Source organism: Microbispora corallina (genome assembly GCF_016863035.1).
In the GTDB taxonomy this organism is placed as follows: Bacteria; Actinomycetota; Actinomycetes; order Streptosporangiales; family Streptosporangiaceae; genus Microbispora; species Microbispora corallina.
The window spans coordinates 1-25,255 of sequence record NZ_BOOC01000036.1 but is presented as its reverse complement, the minus strand read 5'-3'; the positions used below and the strand labels follow the sequence as shown (position 1 = coordinate 25,255).

22 protein-coding genes and 2 pseudogenes are annotated in these 25,255 nt (G+C 69.9%); 4 read left to right on the top strand and 20 right to left on the bottom strand.

Translation table 11 applies throughout. The features are described from left to right. Positions 1-9: 9 nt before the first annotated feature. From Mco01_RS30670 to Mco01_RS30585, 18 genes are all read right to left on the bottom strand, one after another. Positions 10-2,010, bottom strand: coding sequence for an erythromycin esterase family protein (locus tag Mco01_RS30670; protein ID WP_204060348.1), 2,001 nt, complete (start codon positions 2,008-2,010; stop codon positions 10-12). Between the two features lie 58 nt (positions 2,011-2,068). Further along, positions 2,069-3,976 carry an APC family permease gene (locus tag Mco01_RS30665; RefSeq protein WP_239104017.1) on the bottom strand — a complete coding sequence of 636 codons (1,908 nt, stop codon included), beginning with the start codon at positions 3,974-3,976 and terminating at the stop codon, positions 2,069-2,071. A gap of 15 nt (positions 3,977-3,991) precedes the next feature. After that, positions 3,992-5,119, bottom strand: coding sequence for a Gfo/Idh/MocA family protein (locus Mco01_RS30660; protein WP_239104016.1), 1,128 nt, complete (start codon positions 5,117-5,119; stop codon positions 3,992-3,994). Positions 5,120-5,141: 22 nt separating this feature from the next. Further along, on the bottom strand, positions 5,142-5,348 hold the full coding sequence (locus Mco01_RS30655; RefSeq protein WP_204060347.1) for a DUF7167 family protein: 207 nt from the start codon (positions 5,346-5,348) through the stop codon (positions 5,142-5,144). Positions 5,349-5,351: 3 nt separating this feature from the next. After that, entirely contained in the window at positions 5,352-5,819 is a 468-nt protein-coding gene (locus Mco01_RS30650) for an ester cyclase (RefSeq protein WP_204060346.1), read from the bottom strand. 60 nt (positions 5,820-5,879) lie between these two features. Then, positions 5,880-7,031: a glutathione-independent formaldehyde dehydrogenase gene (locus Mco01_RS30645; RefSeq protein WP_204060345.1), complete on the bottom strand. Its 1,152-nt coding sequence runs from the start codon at positions 7,029-7,031 to the stop codon at positions 5,880-5,882. Positions 7,032-7,044: 13 nt separating this feature from the next. Next, complete coding sequence (locus Mco01_RS30640; protein WP_204060344.1) at positions 7,045-7,497, bottom strand: DUF1931 family protein; 453 nt, start codon at positions 7,495-7,497, stop codon at positions 7,045-7,047. A gap of 39 nt (positions 7,498-7,536) precedes the next feature. Continuing rightward, positions 7,537-9,198 carry an FAD-dependent oxidoreductase gene (locus Mco01_RS30635; protein ID WP_204060343.1) on the bottom strand — a complete coding sequence of 554 codons (1,662 nt, stop codon included), beginning with the start codon at positions 9,196-9,198 and terminating at the stop codon, positions 7,537-7,539. Beyond that, positions 9,182-9,625, bottom strand: a complete 444-nt coding sequence (gene trxA / locus Mco01_RS30630; RefSeq protein WP_239104015.1) for a thioredoxin — start codon at positions 9,623-9,625, stop codon at positions 9,182-9,184. The genes Mco01_RS30635 and trxA overlap by 17 nt, the downstream gene beginning before the upstream one ends. A gap of 3 nt (positions 9,626-9,628) precedes the next feature. After that, positions 9,629-12,247, bottom strand: coding sequence for an ATP-dependent chaperone ClpB (gene clpB, locus Mco01_RS30625; RefSeq protein WP_204060342.1), 2,619 nt, complete (start codon positions 12,245-12,247; stop codon positions 9,629-9,631). Beyond that, a complete protein-coding gene (locus tag Mco01_RS30620; protein WP_204060341.1) occupies positions 12,238-12,564 on the bottom strand; it encodes a chaperone modulator CbpM in 327 nt (108 codons plus the stop codon). Before Mco01_RS30620 ends, clpB begins: the two co-directional genes overlap by 10 nt. Further along, entirely contained in the window at positions 12,561-13,550 is a 990-nt protein-coding gene (locus Mco01_RS30615; protein WP_204060340.1) for a DnaJ C-terminal domain-containing protein, read from the bottom strand. The genes Mco01_RS30620 and Mco01_RS30615 overlap by 4 nt, the downstream gene beginning before the upstream one ends. Continuing rightward, on the bottom strand, positions 13,550-14,044 hold the full coding sequence (locus Mco01_RS30610; RefSeq protein ID WP_204060339.1) for a nucleotide exchange factor GrpE: 495 nt from the start codon (positions 14,042-14,044) through the stop codon (positions 13,550-13,552). The genes Mco01_RS30615 and Mco01_RS30610 overlap by 1 nt, the downstream gene beginning before the upstream one ends. Positions 14,045-14,057: 13 nt before the next feature. After that, on the bottom strand, positions 14,058-15,950 hold the full coding sequence (gene dnaK / locus Mco01_RS30605; RefSeq protein ID WP_204060338.1) for a molecular chaperone DnaK: 1,893 nt from the start codon (positions 15,948-15,950) through the stop codon (positions 14,058-14,060). Between the two features lie 24 nt (positions 15,951-15,974). Continuing rightward, on the bottom strand, positions 15,975-16,442 hold the full coding sequence (locus Mco01_RS30600) for a general stress protein (RefSeq protein ID WP_204060337.1): 468 nt from the start codon (positions 16,440-16,442) through the stop codon (positions 15,975-15,977). A 329-nt stretch (positions 16,443-16,771) separates the two neighbouring features. Continuing rightward, positions 16,772-17,854, bottom strand: coding sequence for a glycosyltransferase family 4 protein (locus Mco01_RS30595; RefSeq protein ID WP_275410616.1), 1,083 nt, complete (start codon positions 17,852-17,854; stop codon positions 16,772-16,774). A 281-nt stretch (positions 17,855-18,135) separates the two neighbouring features. After that, positions 18,136-18,912, bottom strand: coding sequence for a DUF2267 domain-containing protein (locus tag Mco01_RS30590; RefSeq protein ID WP_204060336.1), 777 nt, complete (start codon positions 18,910-18,912; stop codon positions 18,136-18,138). A gap of 209 nt (positions 18,913-19,121) precedes the next feature. Further along, positions 19,122-21,920, bottom strand: a complete 2,799-nt coding sequence (locus Mco01_RS30585; RefSeq protein ID WP_239104029.1) for a ricin-type beta-trefoil lectin domain protein — start codon at positions 21,918-21,920, stop codon at positions 19,122-19,124. Between Mco01_RS30585 and Mco01_RS39355 the strand changes: the two genes are divergently transcribed. Then, on the top strand, positions 21,874-22,056 hold the full coding sequence (locus Mco01_RS39355) for a hypothetical protein (RefSeq protein ID WP_239104034.1): 183 nt from the start codon (positions 21,874-21,876) through the stop codon (positions 22,054-22,056). The two genes, Mco01_RS30585 and Mco01_RS39355, sit on opposite strands and share 47 nt — an antisense overlap. 505 nt (positions 22,057-22,561) lie before the next feature. Here Mco01_RS39355 and Mco01_RS30580 read toward each other — a convergent pair. Beyond that, the gene (locus tag Mco01_RS30580) at positions 22,562-22,882 is read right to left on the bottom strand and encodes an MOSC domain-containing protein (protein ID WP_204060334.1); all 321 of its coding nucleotides are present in this window, start codon (positions 22,880-22,882) and stop codon (positions 22,562-22,564) included. A 163-nt stretch (positions 22,883-23,045) separates the two neighbouring features. Continuing rightward, positions 23,046-23,375 (bottom strand): annotated as a pseudogene (locus Mco01_RS40305) (MOSC N-terminal beta barrel domain-containing protein); the annotation flags it as partial. A gap of 421 nt (positions 23,376-23,796) precedes the next feature. Between Mco01_RS40305 and Mco01_RS30570 the strand changes: the two are divergent. The 3 genes and pseudogenes from Mco01_RS30570 to Mco01_RS30560 all read left to right on the top strand — a co-directional run. After that, positions 23,797-24,009 carry a hypothetical protein gene (locus Mco01_RS30570; protein WP_204060333.1) on the top strand — a complete coding sequence of 71 codons (213 nt, stop codon included), beginning with the start codon at positions 23,797-23,799 and terminating at the stop codon, positions 24,007-24,009. Between the two features lie 93 nt (positions 24,010-24,102). After that, on the top strand, positions 24,103-24,627 hold the full coding sequence (locus tag Mco01_RS30565; protein ID WP_204060332.1) for a GNAT family N-acetyltransferase: 525 nt from the start codon (positions 24,103-24,105) through the stop codon (positions 24,625-24,627). Between the two features lie 442 nt (positions 24,628-25,069). After that, a pseudogene (locus Mco01_RS30560) lies at positions 25,070-25,255 on the top strand (glycoside hydrolase family 11 protein); the annotation flags it as partial.

The following is a 25,255-nucleotide window of genomic DNA, read 5'->3' as shown; positions in this document are numbered from 1 at the left end:
GTCCCGGTCTCAGACCGCCACCGGGTAGGTCTCGGGGGCCTCTCCGCGCTCCCAGCGGGCCGTACGTTCCAGGGGTTCAAGGGCGCGGGTCTCGTCGATGTGGACGACCGCGTCGAACTGGTCGGACAGGCGGGTCTGGAAGTAGTGGCTGTGCCGTTCTGTGCCCGGGCGGTAGACGACGCCGATGGCCCGTTCGAGCAGCGCCTTGCGCAGCAGGTCCGCGGCGCGGACCGAGTGGACGAAGTCGAGCAGGAACTCCTTGTGCCCGACGTCGTGCAACAGGTCCTCGACCGAGTCGGGAAGCGCCCGGCGCACGGTCTTCCGGTCGGCGGGGCGGCCCCAGTCGTCGGCCGCAGTGACGGTCCCGGTGTAGGTGGTGAAGCCGATCAGCCGGCAGTCCTCAGGATTGTGCTCGCGCACCAACTGGCCGAGGTTGAGCTCGCCGCGGGCCCCCATCTCGGTCGCCCGCGCGTCGCCCAGGTGGGAGTTGTGCGCCCACACCACGATCTTCGCGGGCTCGGCGCGCTGCCAGCCGAGGTGCTCGGCCAGCGCGAACAGGGTGTCGGCCATGTGCCGGTCGCGCAGGTTCCACGACGAGACCCGCCCGCCGAACATCGTCCGGTAGTACCGCTCGGCGGCGGCCACCACCTTGGCGTTCTGCTCCGCGTAGAAGAACTCCTCCTCGCCGAGCAGGCCCTGCGCCCGCTGGTACTGCAGCGACCTGCGCTGGAGGTCGACGAGCTGGTCGATCACGTGCTGCTCGCACGACTCCCCTGCGCCGAACGCGGCGGCGAACCCGTACGCCTGCCCGTCGTCACCGTCGCTGTGCTCCAAGCAGGAGTAGCGGTCGCGGGCCCGTTCCGCCGCGACCGGGTCCACCTTCTCGACGTACGCGATGACCTCCTCCGCGGAGCGGTGCAGGCTGTAGAGGTCGAGCCCGTAGAACCCCGCCCGCGCCCGCTCGTCCAGCCGCTCGTTGCGCTCGCGGAGCCACCCGAGGAAGTCGAGGACGTCCGCGTTGCGCCACATCCAGGCGGGGAACCGCGCGAAGCCGCGCAGCGCCTCTTCCGCCGATCCGTCGTCGCCGCGGCCGCGCACGAACCGGTTCACCTGGTACGCGTCGGGCCAGTCGGCCTCCACCGCCACGGCGACGAAGCCCTTTTCCTCGATCAGCCGCCGCGTCATGTGGGCGCGCGCGGCGTAGAACTCGTGGGTGCCGTGCGACGCCTCGCCGATCAGCACGAACCGCGCGTCGCCCACGATGTGGAACAGCACCTCGTCCGAGGGCACGCCGTCGCGCGTGGGCACGAGCTCTGAGCGCAGGACGGCGAGGTCGGTGCGGGCGGGCGGGGCCCAGGCCCGCGCCGAGGCCGCCGCGCGGAGCAACTCGCGCACCTCCTCGTCGGCGGTCTGGGGCACGTTCCAGTACGACTCCCCCATGGAGAAGAACGGGATCGGAGTGGTCGCGCAGACGACGTCGTCCACCAGGGCGGACAGGTCCTCGCAGGTGGACTCCGGCGCGGCGGGCACGGCGACGACGATCTGGGCCGGTTCCCGTTCCCGCACCGCTCGGATCGCCGCACGCATGCTCGCGCCGGTCGCCAGTCCGTCGTCGACCAGAATCACGATCTTGCCGCGCAGTTCGGGCGTGGGCAGTTCTCCCCGGTAGGCGCGCTCCCATCTCGCCAGCTCGCGGGCCTCCCGCTGGGCGACCTCCCTGATCGTCTCGGACGGTATGGCGAGCGCGCGGGTGACGTCCTCATTGAGCTCCACCACTCCGCCACCGGCGATCGCCCCCATGGCGAGCTCGTCCCGGCCGGGCGTGCCGAGCTTGCGCACCACAAGCACGTCGAGCGGGTGGCCCAGCCTCGTCGCCACCTCGTATGCCACCGGCACGCCGCCGCGCGGCAGGCCGAGGACGACGACGTCGGGCAGTCCCCGGTAGTGGCCGAGGAGTCCCGCGAGCACCCGGCCCGCGTCCCGCCGATCCGAAAACAGGCGATCCGTCATGAGCCTCGCCTCCCCGGTCGGGCAGCCGATACCCCCATCCGAGCAGCGCAAACACGGCCTATCCGACATGCACCCGGGGACGGCGCTCGGGATCCGGCTCGGCCTCCCGCAGGATCTCGCGCGTCATCGCCGGGACGTCGCCCACTCCGAACACCAGGTAACGAAGCATCGCGGCGACGGGGTTCTCCTCGGCCCAGTGGAAGTAGATGTGCGGCAGCTTGCGGAAGCAGTCGCGGATGTAGAGCAGCAGGGCGGCCAGCGCGTTCGGGATCGAGGAGCTCTCCAGCCGGAGGATCCGGTGGCCGTACCGCTCCTCGCCCCGGACGCGCAGCTCTGTCAGGAACTCCGACGCGTCCGGAACGGTGGCCTCCACGAACAGCACCGGCGTGGCGGTATCCAGCCGGTGGTTGCGCCACTGCTCACGCAGCTTCTCCTCGTACTCCGCCCGGTCGCGCCGCTGCGGCTCGTTGGCGATCAGGTGGACCTCGTGGCCGGGCACCTCGCGGAGGAACCGCTCCGCCAAGGGGTCGAGGACCACGCGGGTGACCCGCAGCTCGGTGGACCGGGTCGCCCGGGAGATCAGCGAGGTGACCACGATGGCCGTGATGAAGAACGAGGCGATCTTGACGCCGTCCGGCCGCTCGATCACGTTCGCCACCAGCGTGTACGTCAAGACGAGGGCGATGGCGGCGTATGCCGCCGTCGCCGCGCGCCGGCCCCGCCGGTGGACCGAGACCGTGACCGCGACGGCCGCCGAGAGGATCAGCACGAGGACTCCGGTGGCGTACGCCCCGCCCTGCGCCGTCACGCTCGCCCGGAAGATCACGGTGATGGCGAACGCGACGGCCGTGAAGACCAGCACCAGCGGCCGTACCGCCCGCGTCCAGTCGGGGGCCATGCCGTACCGGGGAAGGTAGCGGGGAACCAGGTTGAGCAGGCCCGCCATCGCGGACGCGCCGGCGAACCACAGGATCGCGATCGTGCTCGCGTCGTACAGCGTCCCGAAGCGGTTCCCGAGATAGGCATGGGCCAGGTAGGCCAGGGCCCGGCCGTTGGCCCTGCCCCCCTCCCGGAACTCCCGCAGCGGGATCAGCACGCTCGTGACGAAGCTGCTGGCGATCAGGAAGACGCTCATGACCAGGGCGACCGTCGTCAGCAGCCTTCTGGCTCCCCTGATCCGTCCCGCCAGGTCCCCCTTGATCAGCGGCATGACGGCCACCCCGGTCTCGAACCCGGACAGGCCGAGGGCGAGCTTGGGCATGACGAGCAGCGACAGCAGCACCATCGACGCCGGCCCGCCATGCGAGGCCAGCAGGGCCTGCTTCCAATCCACGACCAGGGCGGGCCGGTCGGCGACATGGAGCACGGCCGCCGTCACCACCACAACGTTGAGCGACAGATAGACGCCCACGAGGACGACGGCGACGCCGATCGCCTCGCTGAAGCCCAGCAGGAACACGCCGCCGAGCAGCGCCAGCAGGACGATCGTCACGGCGACCTGGTGCCCCTGCAGGGCGCGGGGCACGAAGGGGTTCTCCAGGATGTGGGCCGTCGCGTCGGCCGCCGACAGCGTCATCGTGATCACGAAGTCGGTGGCCGCGAACCCGAGCAGCACCAGCACGAACAGCTTGCCCCACCACCTCGGAGCGAGCCGCTCCAGCATCGCGACCGAGCCCTGGCCGCGCGGGCTCTCCACCGCGACCCGCCGGTAGACCGGCAGCGCGCCGAACAGCGTCAGCGCGACGAGGAACAACGTCGCGACGGGCGACAGCAGGCCCGCCGCCAGCGCGGCGATCCCCGGCTGGTAGCCCAGGGTGGAGAAGTAGTCGAGACCGGTGAGGCACATGACCTGCCACCAGGCATGCCGCCTGTGGGGCGCCTCCACCACGTGGGGCCCGGCGGGCATCACGTCCTCGTGCTGAAGCCCCTCCAGGAGCCAGGCGCGGACGCTGTCCCTGGTCGCCATGCCGCCACGCCCGCCCTACTCCCCGCATTCGCCGCCGACGGAGAGCCCCGTCTGCTCGGCATGGCGGCGGATGATCCGCTGCGCGGTGATGATGTCCTTCAACGCCCCGTCGAGCCCGGTGAGCGGTGGTTCGTCCTGGGTGACAAACCGGTGGAAGGCCACCAGTTGCCGCTCGTACGCCTCCGAGAGGTCGCGGTAGGCGGCCGTGCGCTCGGCCGTGCCGGCCCGCGACAGGACGGTGAGGCTCGTCGGGGCGTTCAGCAGGTAGTGGGTCGGGAAGCACAGTTCCAGCGAGCCGTGGTCGTGGTGTACGGCGATCGTCTCCCGGTAGACGGGGTAGTCCGGCAGGTGGTGCCAGCACAGGCCGTACCTGCCGTACGCGGGGTCCGGCAGTCTCCCGCTCACCTCGACCGAGGGCGGGAAGACGTCGTCCGGCCAGACGGACACATGGTCCACGGTCGCGGGCGAGCCGACCAGCAGCCGCATGACGGACAGCTCGTGCCGGACGTCGCCGAGCAAGACCTGGGAGTAGAGGCGCCGCAGCCGTTCCGGGACCGTTCCCAGAGCCTGGATGATCGCCTCGTCGTCGGCTTCGAGGTAGGGGGCGAGCCGCTCGGACGCCGGCCTCGACACCCGGGCTCTGGCGAACAGGAGCTGCGACTCCTCGGAGGGGTGCAGGACGGTGGCGTCCAGACGGCGTACGGCCCTGGCGCCGCCGGCCTCGCCGAGCGCCGACAGCAGGCGCTGCGTGGCCGGATCGTACTGCTTCACATAACCCACCATCAGCCGCGCGTCGCCGGGGATGCCGTGAAGCTCGGCCCGGCTGTAGGCGAGCGGCTTCTCGCACAGCACCCAGCAGCCGCAGGCGAGGGCCGCCTTCACGAGCGGCCCGTGAGAACCGGGCGTGAGGACGATCAGCGCGTCGAACCCGCCCGCCTCCAGCATGGCCATGGCGCGGTCGTAGGATCTGACGCCCAACTCCCGGCCGAGCGTCTCTGCGTGGGCGCCGTCCAGGTCGCACACGGCGGACACCTGGAAGATGTCCCGCCGCCTGGCGAGCAGCGGCAGGTACACGACCTGGGCCGCCACGCCCAACCCCACGAGAGCCACCTTCAGCGCGCCCACGCTCTCACCCACTCCCACGACGGGCTGTCTCCCGGCCGCTCTACTCCTCCTGGATCTCCCTCCAACCGGCGCCGGAGTTCGCGCACACGAGCGCGTCTACGCGGTCGGCCAGGTACGCGTCGCGCTGGCCCGCGCTCATCGCGTCCCACTCGGCCCGTGGAATCCGGATCTCCTCGCTGACGACGTCGTGCCTGCACTGGAAGAACAGCTCGACCGTCACCATGTCGCCCACGTCCTGTGCCGGCATCGCTCAGTCCTCCGCGCGCCGCTCACCCGGCGACGGCTGCTCGTCGAAGGCGAGGCGCCCGCCGAGCTGGGTGTAGAGCTCCAGCTGGTCCAGGTAGATCCGGTGACTGATGATCTTGTCGTTTCCCACCGAACAGGTACTGGTGCCCGGAATGGCGACATGGCGGCCGGTCGCCTCCAGCACCTGGCCCCCAGGCAGCAGGAAGGGCCCGGTGTGGGTGCCGGTGAGCATCCATTCGGTCACCGCCGGATCGGCGCACAGGATGGTGTGCCAGACCGTCATGCGCATGTCGGGGAAGCCCCTGAACAGATCTTCGTAGTAGGAGGCGATCTGCTCGTGGCCCTCCGCGACGCCCGCCGGGGTCACCAGGACCGCGTCCTGGCTGTGACACTGGATCACCTCGTCCAAGTCGTGCCTGTTGAAGGCGTCGTACAGCCTCTGCTTGAGCCGGCGGGCGTCCGGCATGCGCATGGCGCGTCCTCCTCGGTGCCGCAGTGGTCGGGCCGCGGGTGCGCGGTCGCCACAGGAGGATCAGCCGACGCCGGCGGGATGCAGGACTACCTTGGTCCAGCCCGGGTCGCGCCGGTCGAAGTGCTCGTAGCCGCCGGGCGCTTCGTCCAGATCCAGCTCGTGGGAGACGACCCAGGACGGCCGGGCCTTCCCCTTGTGGATGAGGGTGCAGAGCTGCCGGTTGTAGTTCTTGACGTTGCACTGACCGTTGCCGATGGACTGGCCCTTGAACCAGAACATCCCGTAGTCGAAGGCGATCTCGCCCTGCTTGTAGAGGTCGTCGGGGCTGCCGGGATCCATGGGGAGGAACACGCCCACGACCCCGATCGTCCCGGCGAACCTCACCGACTTGACGAGGTTGTTCAGCGTCATGTTGGGATGCTCGTGCCCCTGGGGGTCGTGCGCCTGGTAGCCCACGCACTCGCAGCCCCGGTCGGCGCCCCTGCCCTGCGTGAGCTCCATGACCTGGTCGACCGGCGAGCCCTTGGAGTCGTCGATCGGGATCGCCCCGATCTCCTCGGCCTTGGCCAGCCGGTCCGGGTGGCGGTCCACGACCATCACCATGCTCGCGCTCTTGAACGTCGCGGAGTACGCGGCCATCAGGCCGACCGGCCCCGCGCCGTAGATCACGACCGAGTCGCCGGCCTGCACACAGGCGAGCTGGGTCGCGTGCCAGCCGGTTGGCCAGATGTCGGCCAGCATGACGTAGTCGGTCTGCCTCTCCCGCGCGTCTTCCGGCAGGACCAGGCAGTTGAAGTCGCCGAAGGGCACGCGCAGCAGCTCGGCCTGGCCGCCGTTGTACGGGCCCATGTCCGCGAAGCCGTAGGCGGCTCCGTCCACCCCCATCTGGGGGTTGGTGGTGAGGCAGAAGGCCGTCAGGCCCTTCTCGCAGTTGGCACAGAAGCCGCATGCGACGTTGAACGGCAGGCAGACGAGGTCGCCGACGCGGACGTTTACCACTCCCGGCCCCACCTCGACCACCTCGCCGAGGTTCTCGTGACCGAGGACACGGCCCGGCTCCAGGTCGGTCCTGCCCTCGTACATGTGCAGGTCCGACCCGCAGATGTTGGTCGTGGTCACACGGACCAGGACGTCGGTGGGCATCTCGATCCGCGCGTCCGGCACGTTCTCGACGTCGAGCTGCCGGGGTCCCTTGTATACGACTGCCTTCATGGTGTCCTCTTTTCTAGAGCAGCAGCTGGAAGACGCGGATCGCGCGATCCCAGTGCTCGGTCCTCGGATTCTTCAGCTCGGGATCGAGGACGGTGAACGTGCGCGCCAGTGCCAGCGACAGCCCGCCGACGATCTCGGACAGCCGTTCCCTCACCTCCTCGCCGATCGACAGGTCAAGCGGAGGCAACGCCGCGAGCTGCTCCAGGATGGGCTTCAGCTCGATGTCCTCGTCGAGGTCGCGGAACCGGTGGATGCTCTCCTGGAGGCCCTTGGTGATGGGCAGGTCCCAGGTCTCGACGACGTCCCGGACGTTCGCCTTCGCGTGGGCTTCGCCGATCACCAGCAGGTCGTACAGCTTCTGGTTCACGAAGTCGCTGTAGCGCCGGAGGTCCTCCTTGTCGACGTCGAGGCCCGCCGCCGTCCTGAAGAACCGTTCGAACCTCGGCACCGCCATCACTTCTGCCATCGCCAGTCCCCTTCCTCCCCGCGTCGACGACTCAGCCCCTCACCTGAGGTGCTCGTGCACGAGGCGCACGGCCATCGCGCCCTCGCCGACGGCCGACGCGACCCGCTTGATCGATCCGTGCCGCACGTCGCCGGCCGCGAACACACCCGCCCTGCTGGTCTCCAGCGGAAACGGCCGGCCCGTGGAGTCCAGCACGCCCTTCCTGCCGGAACGGGCGGCGTCCAGCCCGGTCAGGATGTATCCCTGGGAGTCGAGCGCGATCTCGTCGGCCAGCCACCGGGTGTACGGTTCCGCACCGATGAAGACGAACATCGCGCGTGCCTCGACGGTGGACTGCTCCCCGGTGACGTTGTTCTCGACGACGACCGCCTCGAGCGTTTCCCGCCCGGCCAGCCGCCGGACCTGGGTGTTCAGCATCACTTGAATGCCGGGGTGTTGTTCGATCTCGACCGCCAGGTACCGGGACATGTTCCTGGTCAGCTCGCCGTCGCGTACGAGCAGGCGGACAGAGGCGACCTGCCGGGCGAGGAACAGCGCGGCCTGGCCGGCCGAGTTGCCCCCGCCCACGACGACGACCGGGTCCCGGCTGCACATCTGCGCCTCGAACTCGGTGGCCGCGTAGTGAACGCTGATCCCCTCGAACCTCTCCAGGTCCGGCACGTCGAGCCTCCGGTAGCGAACGCCTGTCACGATGAGCAGCGTGCGCGCGTGAACCGTCGTGCCCTCCTTCAGGGTGACGAGGTGATAGCCCTCGTGCTCTCGCAGGGCGCACGCCTCCGCCGGGACGCTGAGCTCCGCGCCGAACTTGCGGGCCTGGATCATCGCCCGCTCGGCCAGCTCGCCACCGGAGATCCCGGCGGGAAAGCCCAGGTAGTTCTCGATCCGCGACGAAGTGCCCGCCTGGCCGCCCAGGGCGACGCTGTCGAGGACGACCGTGGCGAGCCCCTCGGAGGCGCCGTAGACCGCGGCGGCCAGGCCGGCCGGCCCGGCTCCGACGATGAGCAGGTCGCACACCGTCTCGCGCGCGCTGGGCGCCGGGAGGCCGATCGCCCTGGCCAGCTCCGCGTTGGTGGGGTTGCGCAGCACCAGCTCGCCGCGCCAGATCACGACCGGCGTCTCCGCCGGGGTGATGCCCATCCGCGACAGGAAGCGCTCGACCTCGGCGTCCTGTTCCAGGTCGATCCACCGATGCGGCAGCCGGTTGCGCGCCGCGAACTCCCGCAGCCGACGGCAGTCCTGCGAGTAGCGGGAGCCCACGATCCGGAAACCGGCCCCCAGCCCGATGAGCATCGAGCGGCGGATGAGGTAGGCGCGCATGACGAGATCGCCCAGGATCTCATCGTCGGCGACCAGTCGGCGGAGCTCGTCCACGGGTACGTCGAGCACCTCGCCGTCCTCCGCCACCACACCGGTGACGAAGCTGGCCTGGCCGGTGAGCACGTTGAGCTCGCCCAGGAACCGGCCCGCGCCGTGGACCCTGATCACCTGATCGTCGACTCCGTACCCCTTGACGGTCGCCACCTTGCCGCTCAGTACGACGAAGAAGGCGGCGCACGGGTCGCCCTCCGCGAACAGCACGTCGTCCCGGTGAGCCGGGCGACGCTCGCCGTGCGCGGCCAGCGTCCGCATCTGCGTGTCGCTCAGCCGGGGGTAGGCGCCCTGCAGGTCGGGCGACTCGGTGAGCTCATCCGGCCAGCGCATCGCGGACCCATTCCCGTAACGCGGGTGCCGGGGCGGCGCCGGCCCGTTGGGCGACGACGCGCCCCAGCCGCAGGACGACGAGCGTCGGAACGGCCTGCACGCCGAAGCGCCGCGACGTCTCAGGCGCCTCGTCGATGTTCACCTTCACCAGCTTGATCTGCCCGGCCAGCTCGGTGGCGACCTGCTGGAGTGCCGGGCTCACCATGCGGCACGGTCCGCACCAGGACGCCCAGAAGTCGACGACGACCGGAATCCGCGCCGCCTCGGCGACCTCGGCGAAGTCCTCGTCCCCCGCGTCCACCACCCAGGGCAGCGACTCGTGGCACTCGCCGCAGCGCGGCGCTCCCGTCCCCGCCTTGGGTACGCGGTTGTTCCGGCCGCAGTGCGGGCACTTCACGACGCTGGACTCCACGACCTTCGGCGGCATCGGTCAGCCCTCCGGGTTGTCGTACGTGACGACGATCTCGCCGCCGGACAGTCCCACCCGGATGGTCGCGCCGTCGCGGACGTCGCCGGCGACCAGTGCTCGCGCCACCCGGGTCTCCACCTCGCGGGCGATGTAGCGGCGCAGCGGGCGGGCTCCGTAGATCGGGTCGAAGCCGCGCTCGGCGATGCAGCGGACCGCCTCCGGGCTGATCTCCAGCTTCATCCGGCGTTCGGCGAGCCGCGCCCTGATGTCGTTGAACATCAGCTTGACGATCTGCTCGATCTCGGTCTCGGTGAGCGGCTTGAACAGCACGATGTCGTCGATGCGGTTGAGGAACTCGGGACGGAACCGGGCGCGCAGCTCCGCCATGACCATCTCGCGCACCTCCGGGTCGATCTCGCCCGAAGGCGCCGCCTTCTCGGTCAGGTAGTGCGAGCCGATGTTGGACGTCATGATGATCACGGTGTTGCGGAAGTCGGTGGTACGGCCCTGGGCGTCGGTGAGCCGCCCGTCGTCCAGCACCTGCAGCAGCGTGTTGAACACGTCCGTGTGTGCCTTCTCGATCTCGTCGAAGAGCACCACCGAGTACGGCTTGCGCCGCACCGCCTCGGTGAGCTGGCCGCCCTCCTCGTAGCCGACGTACCCGGGAGGCGCTCCGACCAGGCGGCTGACCGTGTGGCGCTCCTGGTACTCGCTCATGTCGACGCGGACGATGTTGTCCTCGGTGTCGAACAGCGCCTCGGCCAGGGCCTTGGCCAGCTCGGTCTTCCCGACTCCGGTGGGGCCGAGGAAGATGAACGAGCCGATGGGCCGGCGGGGGTCCTTGATCCCCGACCGCGCCCGGATGATCGCGTCGGCCACCGCCTGCACGGCCTCGTCCTGGCCGATCACGCGCTGGTGCAGGATCTCGTCCAGCCGCAGCAGCTTCTCCCGCTCGCCCTCCTGCAGGCGGCTGACCGGGATGCCGGTCCACCGCGACACGATGCCCGCGATCTCCTCCTCGGTCACCACCTCACGCAGCAGCCGCTGCCCGCCCTGCTTGGACTCCAGCTGCTCCTCCGCCGCCCGCAGCTTCCGCTCCAGCTCAGGAAGCCTCCCGTGCCGCAGCTCGGCGGCGCGGTTCAGGTCGTACATGCGCTCGGCCTGCTCGGCCTCCCGGCGTACGCTCTCGATCTCCTCGCGCAGCTGCTGCACCTTGCGCAGGGCGTGCCGCTCGGCCTCCCACTGGGCCCGCATGGCGTCCGCCTCGGCTCGCAGGTCGGCCAGCTCCTTGCGCAGGGTCTCCAGGCGCTCCCGGCTCGCCGGGTCGTCCTCCTTGGCGAGCGCCGCCTCCTCGATCTCCAGCCGCCTCACCCGGCGGGTCAGCTCGTCCAGCTCGGCGGGCATCGAGTCGATCTCCGTACGCAGCATGGCGCACGCCTCGTCGACCAGGTCGATGGCCTTGTCCGGGAGGAAGCGGTCGGAGATGTAGCGGTGGCTCAGCACCACCGCGGCGACGATCGCGCCGTCCTGGATCTTCACGCCGTGGAAGACCTCCAGCCGCTCGCGCAGCCCGCGCAGGATGGAGATCGAGTCCTCGACCGACGGCTCGTCGACGAAGACGGGCTGGAAGCGGCGCTCCAGCGCGGCGTCCTTCTCGATGTGCTTGCGGTACTCCGTCACGGTCGTCGCGCCGATCAGGTGCAGCTCGCCGCGGGCCAGCATGGGCTTCAGCATGTTGCCGGCGTCCATCGCCCCCTCGGCGGCGCCCGCGCCGACCACCGTGTGCACCTCGTCGACGAACAGCAGGATCCGGCCCTCGGACGCCGTCACCTCCGTCAGCACGGCCTTCAGGCGCTCCTCGAACTCGCCGCGGTACTTCGCTCCGGCGACCAGCGCGCCCATGTCGAGGCTGAAGATCGTCTTGTCCTTCAGTCCCTCCGGCACGTCGCCGCGCGCGATGCGCTGCGCGAGGCCCTCCACGATCGCCGTCTTGCCCACGCCCGGGTCGCCGATCAGGACGGGATTGTTCTTGCTCTTGCGGGACAGGATCTGCACGACCCGGCGGATCTCGCCGTCCCGCCCGATGACCGGGTCGAGCTTGTCCGCCCGCGCCGCGGCGACGAGGTCGCGCCCGTACTTCTCCAGTGCCTCGTAGGCGACCTCCGGGTTGGCGGAGGTCACCCGCTGGTTCCCGCGCACCTGCGTCAGCACGGACAGGAAACGCTCGCGGGTCAGCCCGTGCCCCTTGAGCAGCCGGCCGGCCGCGCTGTCCGCACCTTCGTCCAGCAGCGCGAGCAGCAGGTGCTCGACCGACACGTACTCGTCCTTCAGCCGGCCGGCCTCCCGCTCGGCGGCGTCGAACAGCTGGGACAGCCGCTGGGTGACGTAGACCTGGCCGGGGGCGGCGCCGGGACCGGTGGCGCGGGGCCGCCGCTCCAGCTCGTGCTCCAGTTCGAGCTGGAGCTTGTCCGGATCGCCGCCGGCGACCGACAGCAGGCGCGGGACGAGCCCGTCGGGCTGCCGGATCAGCGCGAGCAGCAGGTGCTCCCCGTCGACCTCGGTGTGGCCGAAGCGGAGCGCCGCGGTCTGGGCGTCGTGCAGGGCCTCCTGCGACTTCTGCGTGAGACGGTTCAGGTCCACGATCTGTCTCCGGTCCTTCTCGTGCGGGTACGCAGAGCCGCCTCCAGCTCCGCGATGCGGTCCAGGAGGTCGGTCACGACACCGAGAGAGGCGTAGTTGACGGCGAGCCCCGCGTGCAGGCGCTGGAGGCGGCCCGCGGCGACGACCTGGGCGGTCGGGAAGCGCAGGCCGCCCGAGGAGTCCGTCCAGGCGTCGATCAACCCCAGCGCCACCAGGCGGCGCACCAGCTCGGGGTGCAGTCCCGTGGCCTGGGAGAAGGACTCCAGGTCCAGGTGCCCGATGTCCACGTGGGCGAGCCGGATGAGCGGATACGTCATGACGGACTCCTCGGGTTGAAAGCCGAGATCCTGGCCAGTTGCTCGTACAGACGGCGCTCCTCGTCACCGAGCCTGGGCGGCACCATGATCCGGGCCTCGGCCAGCAGGTCTCCGGGCCTGCCTCGCGGGTTGGGCATGCCCTGACCGCGCAGGCGCAGACGGCGCCCGGACGAGGTGCCCGGCGGCACCTTCACCTTCGCCTCCCCGCCGGGCGTGTCGACCGCGATGGTCGCCCCCAGCGCGGCCTCCGACGGCGTCAGCGGGAGGCGGACGTGGATGTCGCGCCCCTCCAGCCGGTAGCGCGGGTGATCGGTGATTCGCGCGACCAGGTACAGGTCCCCTGCCCGCGCGCCGTCGGTGCCCGCGCCGCCCTGGCCCGCGAGCCGGATCCGCTGGCCGTCGGTGACCCCTGCGGGTATGTTCACCTGGAGGGTGCGCCCGCCTCCCGGGCCGGGAATCGTGATGGTCCGCCGTCCGCCGCGGTAGGCCTCCTCCACCGTGAGCGGCAGCTCGGCCTCCTGATCGGCGCCCGGCACCGGACCCCAGCCACGGCCGGCCGCACGGCGTCCCCGCCCGCCGAAGACGCCGCCGAACAGGTCTTCGAGGTCGATGCCCTCGAAACCCTCGCCGGTGGTGAAATGAATCTCCTCCCCGCCCGGTCCGCGCGCCCAGGCGGGCCCCGGCCCCGCCCAGCCCCGCCCCGCGCCGGCGCCCGCTCCGGCGCGGGCACGGGCGTACGCCGCCGGGTCCACGCCCTCGGGCACGCGGCGGAAGTCCGGCCCGAACGCGTCGTACCGCCGCCGCGTCTCGGGGTCCGACAGCACCTCGTACGCCTCCGAGACCTCCTTGAAACGGTCCTCGGCGTCCGGGGCCTTGTTGACGTCCGGATGGTAGGTGCGGGCCAGCTTCCGGTAGGCCCGCTGGATCTCGTCCTGGTCCGCCGTTCTCGGCACGCCCAGGATCTCGTAGAAGTCGCGCTCCGCCATCACTCGTCGGCCTTCGTGGAGACGACGACGGAGGCCGGGCGTAGTTGCAGCGCGCCGTCGCCGTAGCCGGGCCGTACGACCTCGACGACGGTGCCGGGGTCGGCGTCCGGAACGGCGACCGTGCTGACCGCCTCGTGCCTGGCGGGGTCGAACCGCGTCCCCACGTCGTCTCTGCGAGGGAAGCCGAGGTGCGCGAGCACGCCGACCGCCTGGTCGCGGACGGCCCGAACCCCCTCGATCACCGCGTCGGCGTCGGCGCCGGCGTGCTTGAGCGCGAGTTCCAGGTTGTCGACCACCGGCAGCCACTCCGCCGCGACCCGCGTGCGCTCGTCGATCCGCTGCCGGTCCAAGTCGCGCGCGACACGCTTGCGGAGGTTGTCGAGCTCGGCGACGGCCCGCAGCCACCGGTCCTCCAGCTCGGCGAGCTTCTCCGCAACGGACTCCTCGACGTCCTGCCGGGGCTCCGGAGGTGGTGTCTCATTTTGCTCGGTCATGTCATGTCACGGGCTATTCGGGGCTGGTGAACTCGGCGTCGATGACGTCCTCGTCCGAGGGGCCGGCGGCGGCCTGGCCGGACCCGGCCTGAGCCGGCTCCTGGGTCTGGGCGGCGGACGCCGCCACCCCGAGGCCGTGATAGACCTGCTGCAGCTCCGCGGTCAGGCTGCGCAGCCGGTCGATGGGCGCCTCTTCCTTGACCGCCTGACGCGCCTCCATGATCAGCTGCTCGGCCCGCGCCTTCTCGTGCACCGGGACGGCCTCGCCCAGCTCCGAGAGCCGGCGTTCCACCTGGTGGGCGACCGAGTCAAGCTCGTTGCGCGCGTCGATCGCGGCGCGAAGCTGCGCGTCCTCGGTGCGGTGCCGCTCCGCGTCGGCGACCATCCGGTCGATTTCGCTCTTGTCCAGGTTGGAGCTCTCGCTGATCGTGATCCGCTGCTCGGCGCCGGTGTCCTTGTCCTTGGCGGAGACGTTCAGAATGCCGTTGGCGTCGATGTCGGTGGTGACCTCGATCTGCGGCACCCCGCGCGGCGCGGGCCGGATGTTCTCCAGCCGGAACCGGCCGAGCACCCGGTTGTCGGCGGCCCGCTCGCGCTCGCCCTGCAGGATGACCACGTCCACGGCCGACTGGTTGTCGTCCGCCGTGCTGAACGTCTCCGTGCGGCGGGCCGGGATCGTGGTGTTCCTGTCAATGATCTTCGTCATCACGCCGCCGAGCGTCTCGACGCCGAGCGACAGAGGAGTGACGTCGAGCAGCACGACGTCCTTCAGCTCACCCTTGATGATGGCGGCCTGGACGGCCGCGCCGACGGCCACGACCTCGTCCGGGTTGACCGTCATGTTCGGTTCCTTGCCCGTCAGCCGCCGCACGAGTTGCTGCACGGCCGGCATGCGGGTGGAGCCGCCGACGAGGATCACCTCGTCGAGGTCGTTCGTCGTCAGCTTCGCGTCGGCCATGGCCTGCTCCACCGGACCCCGGCAGCGTTCGAGCAGGTCGTGGGTGATCTCCTCGAATGTCGAGCGCATCAGCGTGGTGTTGAGGTGCTTGGGGCCGGTCGCGTCAGCCGTGATGAACGGCAGGCTGATCTGCGTCTGCGTGACCGCCGACAGCTCCACCTTGGCCTTCTCCGCGGCCTCGAACAGCCGCTGGAGGGCCTGCGGATCGCGCCGCAGGTCGATCCCCTGGTCGCGCTGGAACTCGTCGGCCAGGTAGTCCACGATGCGCCGGTCGAAGTCGTCGCCGCCCAGGTGCGTGTCGCCCGAGGTGGCCCGCACCTCGATCACGCCCTCGCCGATGTCCAGGATGCTCACGTCGAACGTGCCGCCGCCCAGGTCGAACACCAGGACCGTCTCGTTGCCCTTCTTGTCGAGCCCGTAGGCCAGGGCCGCGGCGGTGGGCTCGTTGATGATGCGCAGGACCTCCAAGCCGGCGATCTTGCCGGCGTCCTTGGTGGCCTGCCGCTGGGCGTCGTTGAAGTACGCGGGCACCGTGATGACGGCCTCGTTGACCTTCTCGCCCAGGAACTTCCCGGCGTCCGAGGCCAGTTTGCGCAGGACGAAGGCGGAGATCTCCTCCGGCGCGTACAGCTTGTCGCGCACCTTGAACCGCACGGCGCCGTCCGGGCCCGGCACGACGTCGAACGAGACCGCCTTGATCTCGCTCTGTACCTCGTCGAACTTGCGCCCGATGAAGCGCTTGGCCGAATAGATCGTGCCCTTCGGGTTGAGGATCGCCTGGCGTCTGGCCATCTGGCCCACCAGCACCTCACCCTGGTCCGTGAAGGCCACCACCGAGGGAGTCGTGCGCGACCCCTCGGCGTTCGGGACGACCGTTGGATGCGCGTCCTCCGTGGTCGCGATGACCGAGTTCGTCGTGCCGAGGTCGATGCCCACCGCCTTGGCCATGTCCTCATCCCCCTCCTGGCGCGCTCACCTGAGCGCAGCGGTCTCACGAGCGTCCGTGAGCACGCGCCGGGCCTCGTCGGCGAACTCGGGGTCGACGAGGATGTCGTAGTGGTCGGCGACGACCGCAGGCATCGAGGCGAACGCCCGGTGCTGCACCACGTGACTGATCGCACCCCAGACGAGGCCGAAGATCAGCCCGAGCACGATCGAGGAGCCGATGGCCCATCCGGCCCACGGGCTGAAGATCGCGAATATCACGCCGATGAGAAGGCCGATCCAGCCGCCGGTACCCGCGCCGGTGAGGAGCGCCCTGCCGAAGCCCCATCGCCCGAGCACCTTCTCCTCCCACCGCAGATCGCAGCCCACGATGGTGACGTGTTCGATCGGGAAGTCGTGGCGGGCCAGGACGTCCACCGCGTGCTGGGCCGCGTCGTAGCTGCTGTAGGTGGCCAGCACCACCTTGTGGGACCCTGCTGTTCTCGGGACGTTCACGGGACCAACCCCCTCGGCTGTTCCAGCTCGTGAAGACCACTCGCTCCGCCGCCGATGCGCATCGGCCCGGGCGGGAGAACCGGAATCCACGCCACCTTCGACGTTGGTGGGCGTCAGGGCTCTACCAGCGAGAACAATCCCTATGACGCGTATCCCCCGTGGGCTCGTGAACACCCCGACGGGATTTCGTCCCCCACCCCAGGATCCCGCCTGCCGTTCCCTCGCACCACCCTTCCTGCCTCGCATGAGCAGTGGCAGTCGCCCAGGGGGAGCGCCAGGTGCGAAGCAACTCCGTACTTGGTTCGGTCAGGCGTCGTGGCTTCACGAGTTCACCCTTCCCGTCCCGCCGGACGGCCCGGGTCATGTATCGGCGCGAAGACCTGCTGGTACACGCGTTCGTAGGCCTCGGTCATCACCGAGACGTCGAAGCGTTGCAGCGCGTAGGCGCGCACGGCCGCCGGCTCCAGTCTCCCTGCCTCCTCGATGGCGACCGCAAGCTGCCCGACATCGTGACGGACGCTGCCCGTCACCCCGTCCAGGACGACCTCGGGAACCGCGCCCCTGCTCAGTGCCACCACCGGTGTGCCGCAGGCCATGGCCTCGATCATGACCATGCCGAACGGCTCCTCCCACTGCACCGGGAACACCAGGCAACGAGCCCGGGACAGCAGGTCACGCTTCAGTGCGGCGTCAGCCTCGCCCACGTACCGCGCCGCCCGGCCGAGCAGCGGCATGACGTGCTCCCGGAAGTACGCCTGTTCGATTCCCTCTGTCTGCTTGCCCGCCAGGACGATGGACCGGCCGGCCGCCCGGGCGGCCTCGATGGCCAGGTGAGCACCCTTGTCGGGATGCAGTCGGCCCACCCACAGGACCCATTCCTCCTTACGAGCGCGGAACGGGAACGTGGCGACATCCACGGCATTGTGCACCTGCGCGACCCAATTGAGGTCGGGTGCGCTCGCCCGCTGCGACGAAGAGATGGCCACGAGGTTGACGGCGGTGCCGAGGGCCCGGTAGTAGGCGCCGAGTTCGCCCCGGACGTCGCCATGGCAGGTGACCACGGTGGGAGCCGTACGTGCCAACGCGCACAACGGGCCGGCGAGCGAATGGTCGTGGACCACGTCGGGCGCCAGCCCACACAGGAAGCGCTCCGCCCTGGCAGTGTGCACGACTTCCGGATACGCCTCTCCGATCCTCGCCGACGGCGGCTCGTTGTACGTGCGCCGATCGACTCCGTCGCCCGCGCCGATCACGGTAACCCGGTGCCCGCGGGCGAGCAGCCCGCGGACGAGATCCGCCGTCATCGACTCGATGCCGCCGTACCCCTTGGGCGGGATGTCGTACCACGGCGGGGCGACCATCGCGATGTGCAACGCCTGCGGCGCCCGTTCCGAAACGTTTCGCAGGTCCACGGAGACCTCCGGCAGCCTGCGGCCCGAGCGGTGCCGGAGGCCGGCTGTGCCAGCATGCCGTCCCCCACACCTTCTCACTCCGGCCGGACTCCTTGCGCACGGGGGCGAAACCGCGGTCACGACGGTCTGAGACGACCGCCGTGACCGCACCCGGAACCGCCTCGCCGGGCCTGTGACGTGTCAGGGCCTCCACGGGAAGAGGTGACCTGCTACTGGCGCGGTTTCGAGGACCTGCCGGGGTTCATGGAGCAGGTGGAACGGCGGGCCCGGCCGTCGCCCGCTCACGGATGGGGAAGCAGGGCCCGGTACTCGTCCGGCAACTGGACGGTGACGTCGAAGAACTCCTTGTCCGTAATGGCCTCGCGCAATGTGGCGAACACGGCGGCGGCATGTTCCCGCGCCTGGTCAAGGGACACGCCCTCTCGCTCAGCCACCCGGCGCAGAAACTCCTCCAGCCCCATCCGTGTGGCCGTGCCGGAGCGACCGGCGATGCCCCGCCTCAGTGGTGGGTGCAGTCGGACCGGCAGTTCGCGGATGAGGTCCCTGACCTCGCCTGCGGCGATGCGCTCCGCGAGCGTCTCCAGCACGGCCGCCGTGGCGCTTTCGGCACCCTCGGCGTCGAGGCCGGTCCGTCTGGCGACCCTGCTGAGGAACTCCGAGGACCGCATGACCTCGACGTGCCGCCGCTGGGCCTCGGCCACCAGGGGGTCGAATTCCTCCGGCAGGTCCGCCGCCAGGTCGGCCACCTCCTTGGCGTCCAGGGCACCGCCCAGCGCCCAGAAGACGGCTCGCGCGCGCCGTTCGGCCTCCTCGACGTCCACCTGCTCCCGCTCGGCCACGCGCCGGAGGAACTCGTCGACGTCGAAGGCCTCGGGGGCCTCGTCCGTGTAGACGTACGGCTTCAGCTCGGCGGGCAGTTGCCGGAGCAGGTCGCGGCTCTCACCCTTCGACAGGCGCCGCGCGAGCGTCTCGAGTGTCGCCTGTATGGCGCGCTGAGCGGCCTCGGCGTCCAGGCCGGTCTGGCGGCTCACGATTTCGAGGAACTCTTCGTAGTCCACGTCCGCGCTCCTCGCTCGACACAGCAGACCGCGCCCAGCTACCGCAGTTGCCTACACATACCCGGATTGAAGCGATGGCACCCGTGGACACGCTGACCAGCAGCCAATCCCGCTCGTTCCGCTCCGCGCCCGTTGCCATGTGACGACATTGCCCGGTAACGCTGAACACAGACGCGCGGTGAACGGGAATCGGCCAGGTGAGCGGCAGGTCAGCCCCAGAGAGCTGAGTTGCCGAAGTTGGCGGGCTCTGTCTCGCCCGCTGCTCCGACGGTGTCGGTGGTCGTGATCGTGATGGTGGCGTCGGGCAGCCCCGACGACTTCGCCGTGATGGTGGTCGTGCCGGCGTAGGAGGAACGGAACTCTATCGCCATCTTCCCGTTGAAGCCCTGGACACCCGGCGTGAAGGTGTACGACTTGCCGCCGGGCAGGATTCCGGGTCCGCCGGTGACCGTCAGCGTGACGGCGCGGGTGTCGTTGACCCAGGCGCCCGACGAGTTCCGCATCGTCACCACGAGCTGGGTGTCCGTGGTGCCGTCGTCAGTGATCGTCGTCGGTGAGTACCTCCCTGCCTCCAGCGTCATCCGGGTCGCCGTGCCGCTCGTCGACTGTTCGCGGGCCACGGGCGTGGGGTCGGCGACATTGGTGATGCCCGTCCACCTCGACTTGTTGGCCCGGTACCAGTACCACTGGTCCTTCGGCAGGCGGTAGTAGTCGATCATGCCCATGCGGGCGAAGGCGGCGCTCATGATCGTGCCGTGGTCGAAGCCCGCCCAGATGGCCAGTCCGGCGCTTCCGGTCGTGAGCTTGAACCTGGTGCCGTCGGACGGGTCCGCGACGTCGCCGTACGTCGGGCCGTACGTGCCGGGCCGGTCGGAGGTGTACGACCCGTACTCCGAGACGACGTTCGGCATCCACGTGTTGGTGATCTTCCCGCCGTCGCCGTTGTATCCGGCGACGTCAGAGACCGAGAGCTGGTCGAGCGAGTTGCGTTGCACACCGCCCAGCCCTGCCTTGCGCGTCGGATCGAGCTGGTGCGAGTAGTCGCGCATCCTGCTCACCAGCGCCTTGGCGTTGCCCAGGGTGGCCGAGGACGTGAAGAACACCTCGTTGCCCATCGACCAGCTGATGATCGAGGGGTGGTTGCGGTTGATCCGGATCATGTCGCGAAGGGTGTCCATGGCGCTCTGTTCGAAGGCCGCCTGGTTGGCCGTCTTCTGCGGATAGCCGTCCGCCTGGTAGTCGTTGACGCTGCCGGTCGGCGTGGGCTCCTTGCCGGCGGTCGCGGTCGCCCAGAAGGTCGCCTCCGACCAGAGCATGACGCCGAGCCTGTCCGTGGCGTCCGCGAAGGACGGGTCGTGGGGATAGTGCGAGCCCCGGATGAAGTTCATGCCGGCCTCACGGATGTAGCGGACGTCGCGGTCGAACCCGGAGTTGGTGACGGCGTTGCTCCAGCCACCGTGGTCCTGGTGCGCGTCCGCCCCGACGAGCAGCGTCTTGACCCCGTTGAGATAGAAGCCGTCCACCTTCCACTGCGCGCTGCGGAAGCCGAACGTGGTGTCGTACCTGTCGACGACGACGCCGTCGTTGACGGCCCCGTCCGGAGTGCGGTCGACCACGAGAGAAGTGGTCACGGTGTAGAGCGTGGGGTTGTTCGGCGCCCAGAGGTCGAGATTCTGCAGCATGGCGGAGGTGTTCGAGAGGGATCCGCTCAGCGCGTCGAGCGTCGTCGTGGCCGCGGCGCCGAGTGTCCGTACGGGCGAGTCGAACGTCGCCAGCACGCCGGTCGATCCCTGCTTGCGCACCTCCTGGCGTGCGTAGACGTCGACCGCGGAGGAACCGTCGTTGCGGACCTCCGTCTGCGCTCTCACGTTGGAACGGCGGGCGGCGATGTTCGCGCGCAGGTCGGTGTCGCTCGGATACTGCGACAGGTCGATGTTCCTGAAGTACGCGGAGTTGCTCGTGTCCCAGGCCGGATTGGTGAGCGCGGGGGTGGTGACGAAGGTGCCGTACCAGGTGACGTGGACGTTGTCGGTGACGTTCAGGTAGACGTCGCGGTAGAGGCCGCCGCTGAACTGGTGGTCGCCCGTCCGAGGGGCGAGGTCCGGCTGCCAGCGGTTGTCCACGCGCACCGCTACCACGTTGTCGCCGGTCCGGATCGCGCTGGTGATGTCGAACGCGAATCCGGTGTAGCCGCCCCGATGCGTGCCTATCTTGGTTCCGTTGACCCACACGTCGGTGATCGAGAACGCGCCCTCGGATTCGAGTTCGACGCGCTTGCCGCTCCACGACGAGGGAACGGTGAAGTGCTTGCGATACCAGCCCGCACCCACGTAGAAGTTCTGCCCGCCGGTGGAGCCGCCCACGTCGTACGGGGCGTCGAAGTCGTGGGGCAGCGCCACGGGGACCCATCTCGAGTCGTCGAAGCCCGCGTTCTGGGCGCCCGTCACGTCCGAACGGATGAACTTCCAGCTCCGGTCGAAGTCGACCTTCTGCCGGGAGTTCGCGTCGGCCGGCGGGCTGGGTGACGGTGAGGGGCTGGGCGATGGTGAGGGGCTGGGCGACGGCGAGGGGCTGGGCGACACGGGCGGCGGCGACGGGCTCGGCGTCGGTGTGGGCGTCGGGCTGGGGCCTCCGGCGGTGCTCCACTTCTGGTTGGCCTGGCCGCTGCAGGTCCACAGGATGACGGCGGTCCCGTTGGCCGTGCCGTTGCCGTTCACGTCCAGGCACAGACCCGACTGCACGCCGGTGACCGACCCGTCGGCGTTCTGCCGCCACTTCTGGTTGTTCTGCCCGTTGCACGACCAGATGATCACCTTCGTGCCCGGCGAGGTCCCGCCGGCGTAGGCGTCCACGCACCGCGTGCCGTTGAACGTGCGCAGCTCACCGGCCGAGGTGAACTCGAACGCCTGGTTGGCCTGCCCGGAGCAGTCCCAGATCTCCAGGGCGGTGCCCGGCGCGTCGGTGTTTCCCGTCACGTCCAGACACCGGCCCGAGGCGGCGCTGACCAAGGACGACGACGACGCCGCCGACGCCGGCGCCGCCCATGCCGGCGCCGTCACCAGCGCTGCGGCCATCACGGCGAGCGACGCCTTCCTGCGTACGCGTGAGGGGGAGCGCAACGATCCTCCTGGGGGTGCGAGCTGACCGCGGTGGCGGTCGGCGGTGTCGTTGCCCCGAGAGGATGTGAGCGTTAACATCCGACGTCCAGGGTTGCCCTCGCATGGAATGTGCCAACCCGGTTACCAGAGTGCTGCTGATCTCGAGGCAGATCGTCATCCTGATCGGGAAGCTATCAGCGCAGCCATCTCGGTCAACAGACCCGATCAGTGCACCGGTGAAGGCTCTGCCGTCGCCACGGCACGGGGACCGGAACCCGCAGATGAATCCCCAGGTCGCGATCGGATTCACGGTGCCGACGTCTCTCCCGAGAAGGTGGAAACCTCGGATGTGGAGGTGGAAAGTTTCAGCCGCCTGGTCTGACGGCAGGACGGCGTCCAGCCGGCGGCCTACGAGTTCCGCGTCGCCGCCGCCGCGGCCAGGTGACTTCACGTCCTGGTAGGCCCAGACGGCAGCGCCCACGCTGGTCTCGCTGCCGTCGTGCTGGCGGACCTCGCGCAACGTCCGGCGAGTCCTGCGAGGGCTGGCCGGTTCAGGCCAGGACGGTGACCGGGTCGCCGAGTCGCAGTTCGCCGCGACCTCGGGGGATCAGGCGGATGCCGAACCAGGTCCTGCCGTCCCAGCGGCGGTGGCGGGCGAGGGTGCGGAGAGGCTCCTTGCCCTTCTCCAGGGTGACCGGGTCGTAGGTGGGGACGGCGCACCGGTCGCAGCGTTCCGAGACCCGGAAGGCGAGCGGCCCGATGCGGATCTCGCGCCAGTCGTCCTCGGCGTACGGGGGTGCGCCGTCGATCACGAGGTTGGGGCGGAATCTGGCCATGTCCAGGGGAGCGGGCGGGTCCTCCTGGCGTTCCACGGCAGATCCAGTCGTCCAGTTGCCGCAGCGAGGAACGGGAGGTGAGCAGGATGGGGGCGTCCCCGGCGAAGGTGACGACGTCGCCGGGCAGGCCGCCGTGCGAGGGCGGGACGGCGCAGCGGTTGGGGTCGTCGAGCCAGATCAGGCGGGCGGGTTTGCCGAGCAGGCGGGTGAACCAGGCGTGCGCGTCGGGGTGCGCGAGTGTCGCGTAGTCCAGTTCGACGAAGCCCACGGGAACGCTCTCTCCGGTGGCCGGGGGCACCTTCAGCTGGGGCATCCCCGGCGCGTCGAGCAGCAGCCCGTCCTCGTCCGTGGCGCTGGCCACGACGGACAGCATCCGGGGGTTCTCCCCGGCCCAGTGCAGTTCCCCCTGCTCGTCCACGACGGCCCAGCGGCGGTCGCCCGCCAGCCCCCATGGCTCCACGACCGCCGAATCCATCACCCACCCTGAAACCGACTTGACCGGGTATCTCCGGATCTCAGTTAGCTCCATGCCCGACACCGTACGTGCGAGAGAGCGCTTTCACGAGTGGTGGTCGTCCACCCGGGCTCGTCGTGTGGAAGCCGCCTGTCCGGCCGTCGCCCGTTCCGTACGGGATGAGCTTTGGTCTTTTCGCGGTCACGTCGTCGCCGGAGGAGGTTCCGCGCGGGCGCCGTCCGAGTCATGGCCTGAAATGTTCACGGAGTCACTGCGCGTCCTGCCATTGCGAAACCCTGGCGAGCAGACCTGGCCATCGGGCGCGGGCGGGACCGGTCTTTAGACTGTTGAAGTGATCGAGCTGGGTTCGCGAGAGCGAAAGCAACCCCCGCCTCCTCATGTGGTGTGGGAGAGTCTGGCCGATCCACGGCGACCCGGTGGGCGCCCATGGCTCGATCTGCGTCCCGACGAGGTCGACCCTCGCATCCTCCAGGCGGTGAAGCCGGAACTCGTGGTCTGGTCGTCGCTGTGGCCTGACAGGCCCGACGACGAGATCCGGTTCGACATCCGGCCGGCGGAGAACGGATGCGCCCTGCGCTGGACGCTGTCGACGCCTGGAGAAGCTCCAGACCAGGCCGTCATCGGCCATCTGCGCCACCGGCTCAACTTCCTGATCAACGCTCAGCTGCGGTTCTCCTTCGGCCAGTAGGTCCCCGGCGTCACGCGCCGCACTACTCGGCGAGGTAGGGTCCAGGCCACTGACGATCTTGTGGACGTGCGCATCACCAGGGGAGGTGCCGCGATGAGCGCGCTTGGGATACGACTGCGGCCGGTGACGGAGGACGACCTCGACATGTTCCGGCGTTTCGTCACCGAGCCGGGGTTGATCGGCCTGGACTGGACGGGGTTCCGCGACGCGCAGGCCCCGGCGCGGCGCTTCGCCGCCGACGGCTACCTGGGTGACGACGACAGCAGGATCATCGTCGAGGTCGACGGCGCGGCCGCGGGCGTCGTGAGCTGGTCGGCGCGGGGGTTCGGGGTCTCCCGATACTGGGAGATAGGGATCGCCCTGCTGCCGGACTGGCGCGGGCGCGGCATCGGCTGGCGCGCTCAGGCGATGTTGTGCGACTACCTGTTCACCCACACCCCGGCCGAGCGCATCCAGGCGGCCACCCACCCCGAGAACATCGCCGAACAGAAGTCGCTGGAGAAGGCCGGCTTCACGCTGGAGGGCGTGCTGCGCGCGGTGGAGTTCCGTGCCGGTCGGTGGCGCGACGGCTGGATGTACAGCAGGCTGCGAAGCGATCCGGCTCCCGCGACTCACTGAGCGATCGGCAGTTCGCCTGCCCGCCGTACCGGCTGGGGGAGGACGCCGGCGACAGTGGCGGATGCCGTCCGCCGATCACCCTGGTGGGGACGGCGCATGCCTCCGAGGGGAAGACGTGTGTGTCGCCTCTCCCACTTCTCGGATCGCTGAAAATTTCAACCGCATCGGCCTGGATCCCGACCACTCGACCAGCGCCTTCTCCGACCGATCCGAGCGCGCCCGGTCAAGGCTTCCGGCCGCCGACCAGGTCGGATGCTCTCTCGTGAGAAATGATCGATCATCACGAGGTTTCGGGGACGTTTCCGACTCGTTGACAGCCCAGAGGAGGCGAATCGATACTTTCGCCACTGCGCCGATACTTTCGGCGACGGGGGCCTGACCTTGTCGAACCGATTCACGCCGCCTGGCGATCCCCCACCAGGCCCGCATGAGGAGGAAGCACGTGAACGACGTCCCCGTTCTCCCGAGGGGCCGCAGACGCGGCCGTGCCGGGTTGCTCATCGGCCGTGCCTGCGCCGTGGCGCTGGCCGCGGTCGTGGCGCTGCTGCCCGGCGTCGCCCACGCGGCGATCACCACCAATCAGACCGGCACGAACAACGGCTACTTCTATTCGTTCTGGACCGACGGT

Coding starts and splice junctions, on each gene's coding strand:
- Mco01_RS30635 (WP_204060343.1), bottom strand. CDS start 9,198: ATGCGCTGGCCGGATGAGCTCACCGAGTCGCCCGACCTGCAGGGCGCC.
- Mco01_RS30665 (WP_239104017.1), bottom strand. CDS start 3,976: ATGGCGACCAGGGACAGCGTCCGCGCCTGGCTCCTGGAGGGGCTTCAG.
- Mco01_RS30670 (WP_204060348.1), bottom strand. CDS start 2,010: ATGACGGATCGCCTGTTTTCGGATCGGCGGGACGCGGGCCGGGTGCTC.
- Mco01_RS30640 (WP_204060344.1), bottom strand. CDS start 7,497: ATGGCAGAAGTGATGGCGGTGCCGAGGTTCGAACGGTTCTTCAGGACG.
- Mco01_RS30620 (WP_204060341.1), bottom strand. CDS start 12,564: ATGACGTATCCGCTCATCCGGCTCGCCCACGTGGACATCGGGCACCTG.
- trxA (WP_239104015.1), bottom strand. CDS start 9,625: ATGCCGCCGAAGGTCGTGGAGTCCAGCGTCGTGAAGTGCCCGCACTGC.
- Mco01_RS30565 (WP_204060332.1), top strand. CDS start 24,103: ATGAGCGCGCTTGGGATACGACTGCGGCCGGTGACGGAGGACGACCTC.
- Mco01_RS30645 (WP_204060345.1), bottom strand. CDS start 7,031: ATGAAGGCAGTCGTATACAAGGGACCCCGGCAGCTCGACGTCGAGAAC.
- Mco01_RS30610 (WP_204060339.1), bottom strand. CDS start 14,044: ATGACCGAGCAAAATGAGACACCACCTCCGGAGCCCCGGCAGGACGTC.
- Mco01_RS30655 (WP_204060347.1), bottom strand. CDS start 5,348: ATGCCGGCACAGGACGTGGGCGACATGGTGACGGTCGAGCTGTTCTTC.
- Mco01_RS30615 (WP_204060340.1), bottom strand. CDS start 13,550: ATGGCGGAGCGCGACTTCTACGAGATCCTGGGCGTGCCGAGAACGGCG.
- dnaK (WP_204060338.1), bottom strand. CDS start 15,950: ATGGCCAAGGCGGTGGGCATCGACCTCGGCACGACGAACTCGGTCATC.
- Mco01_RS30650 (WP_204060346.1), bottom strand. CDS start 5,819: ATGCGCATGCCGGACGCCCGCCGGCTCAAGCAGAGGCTGTACGACGCC.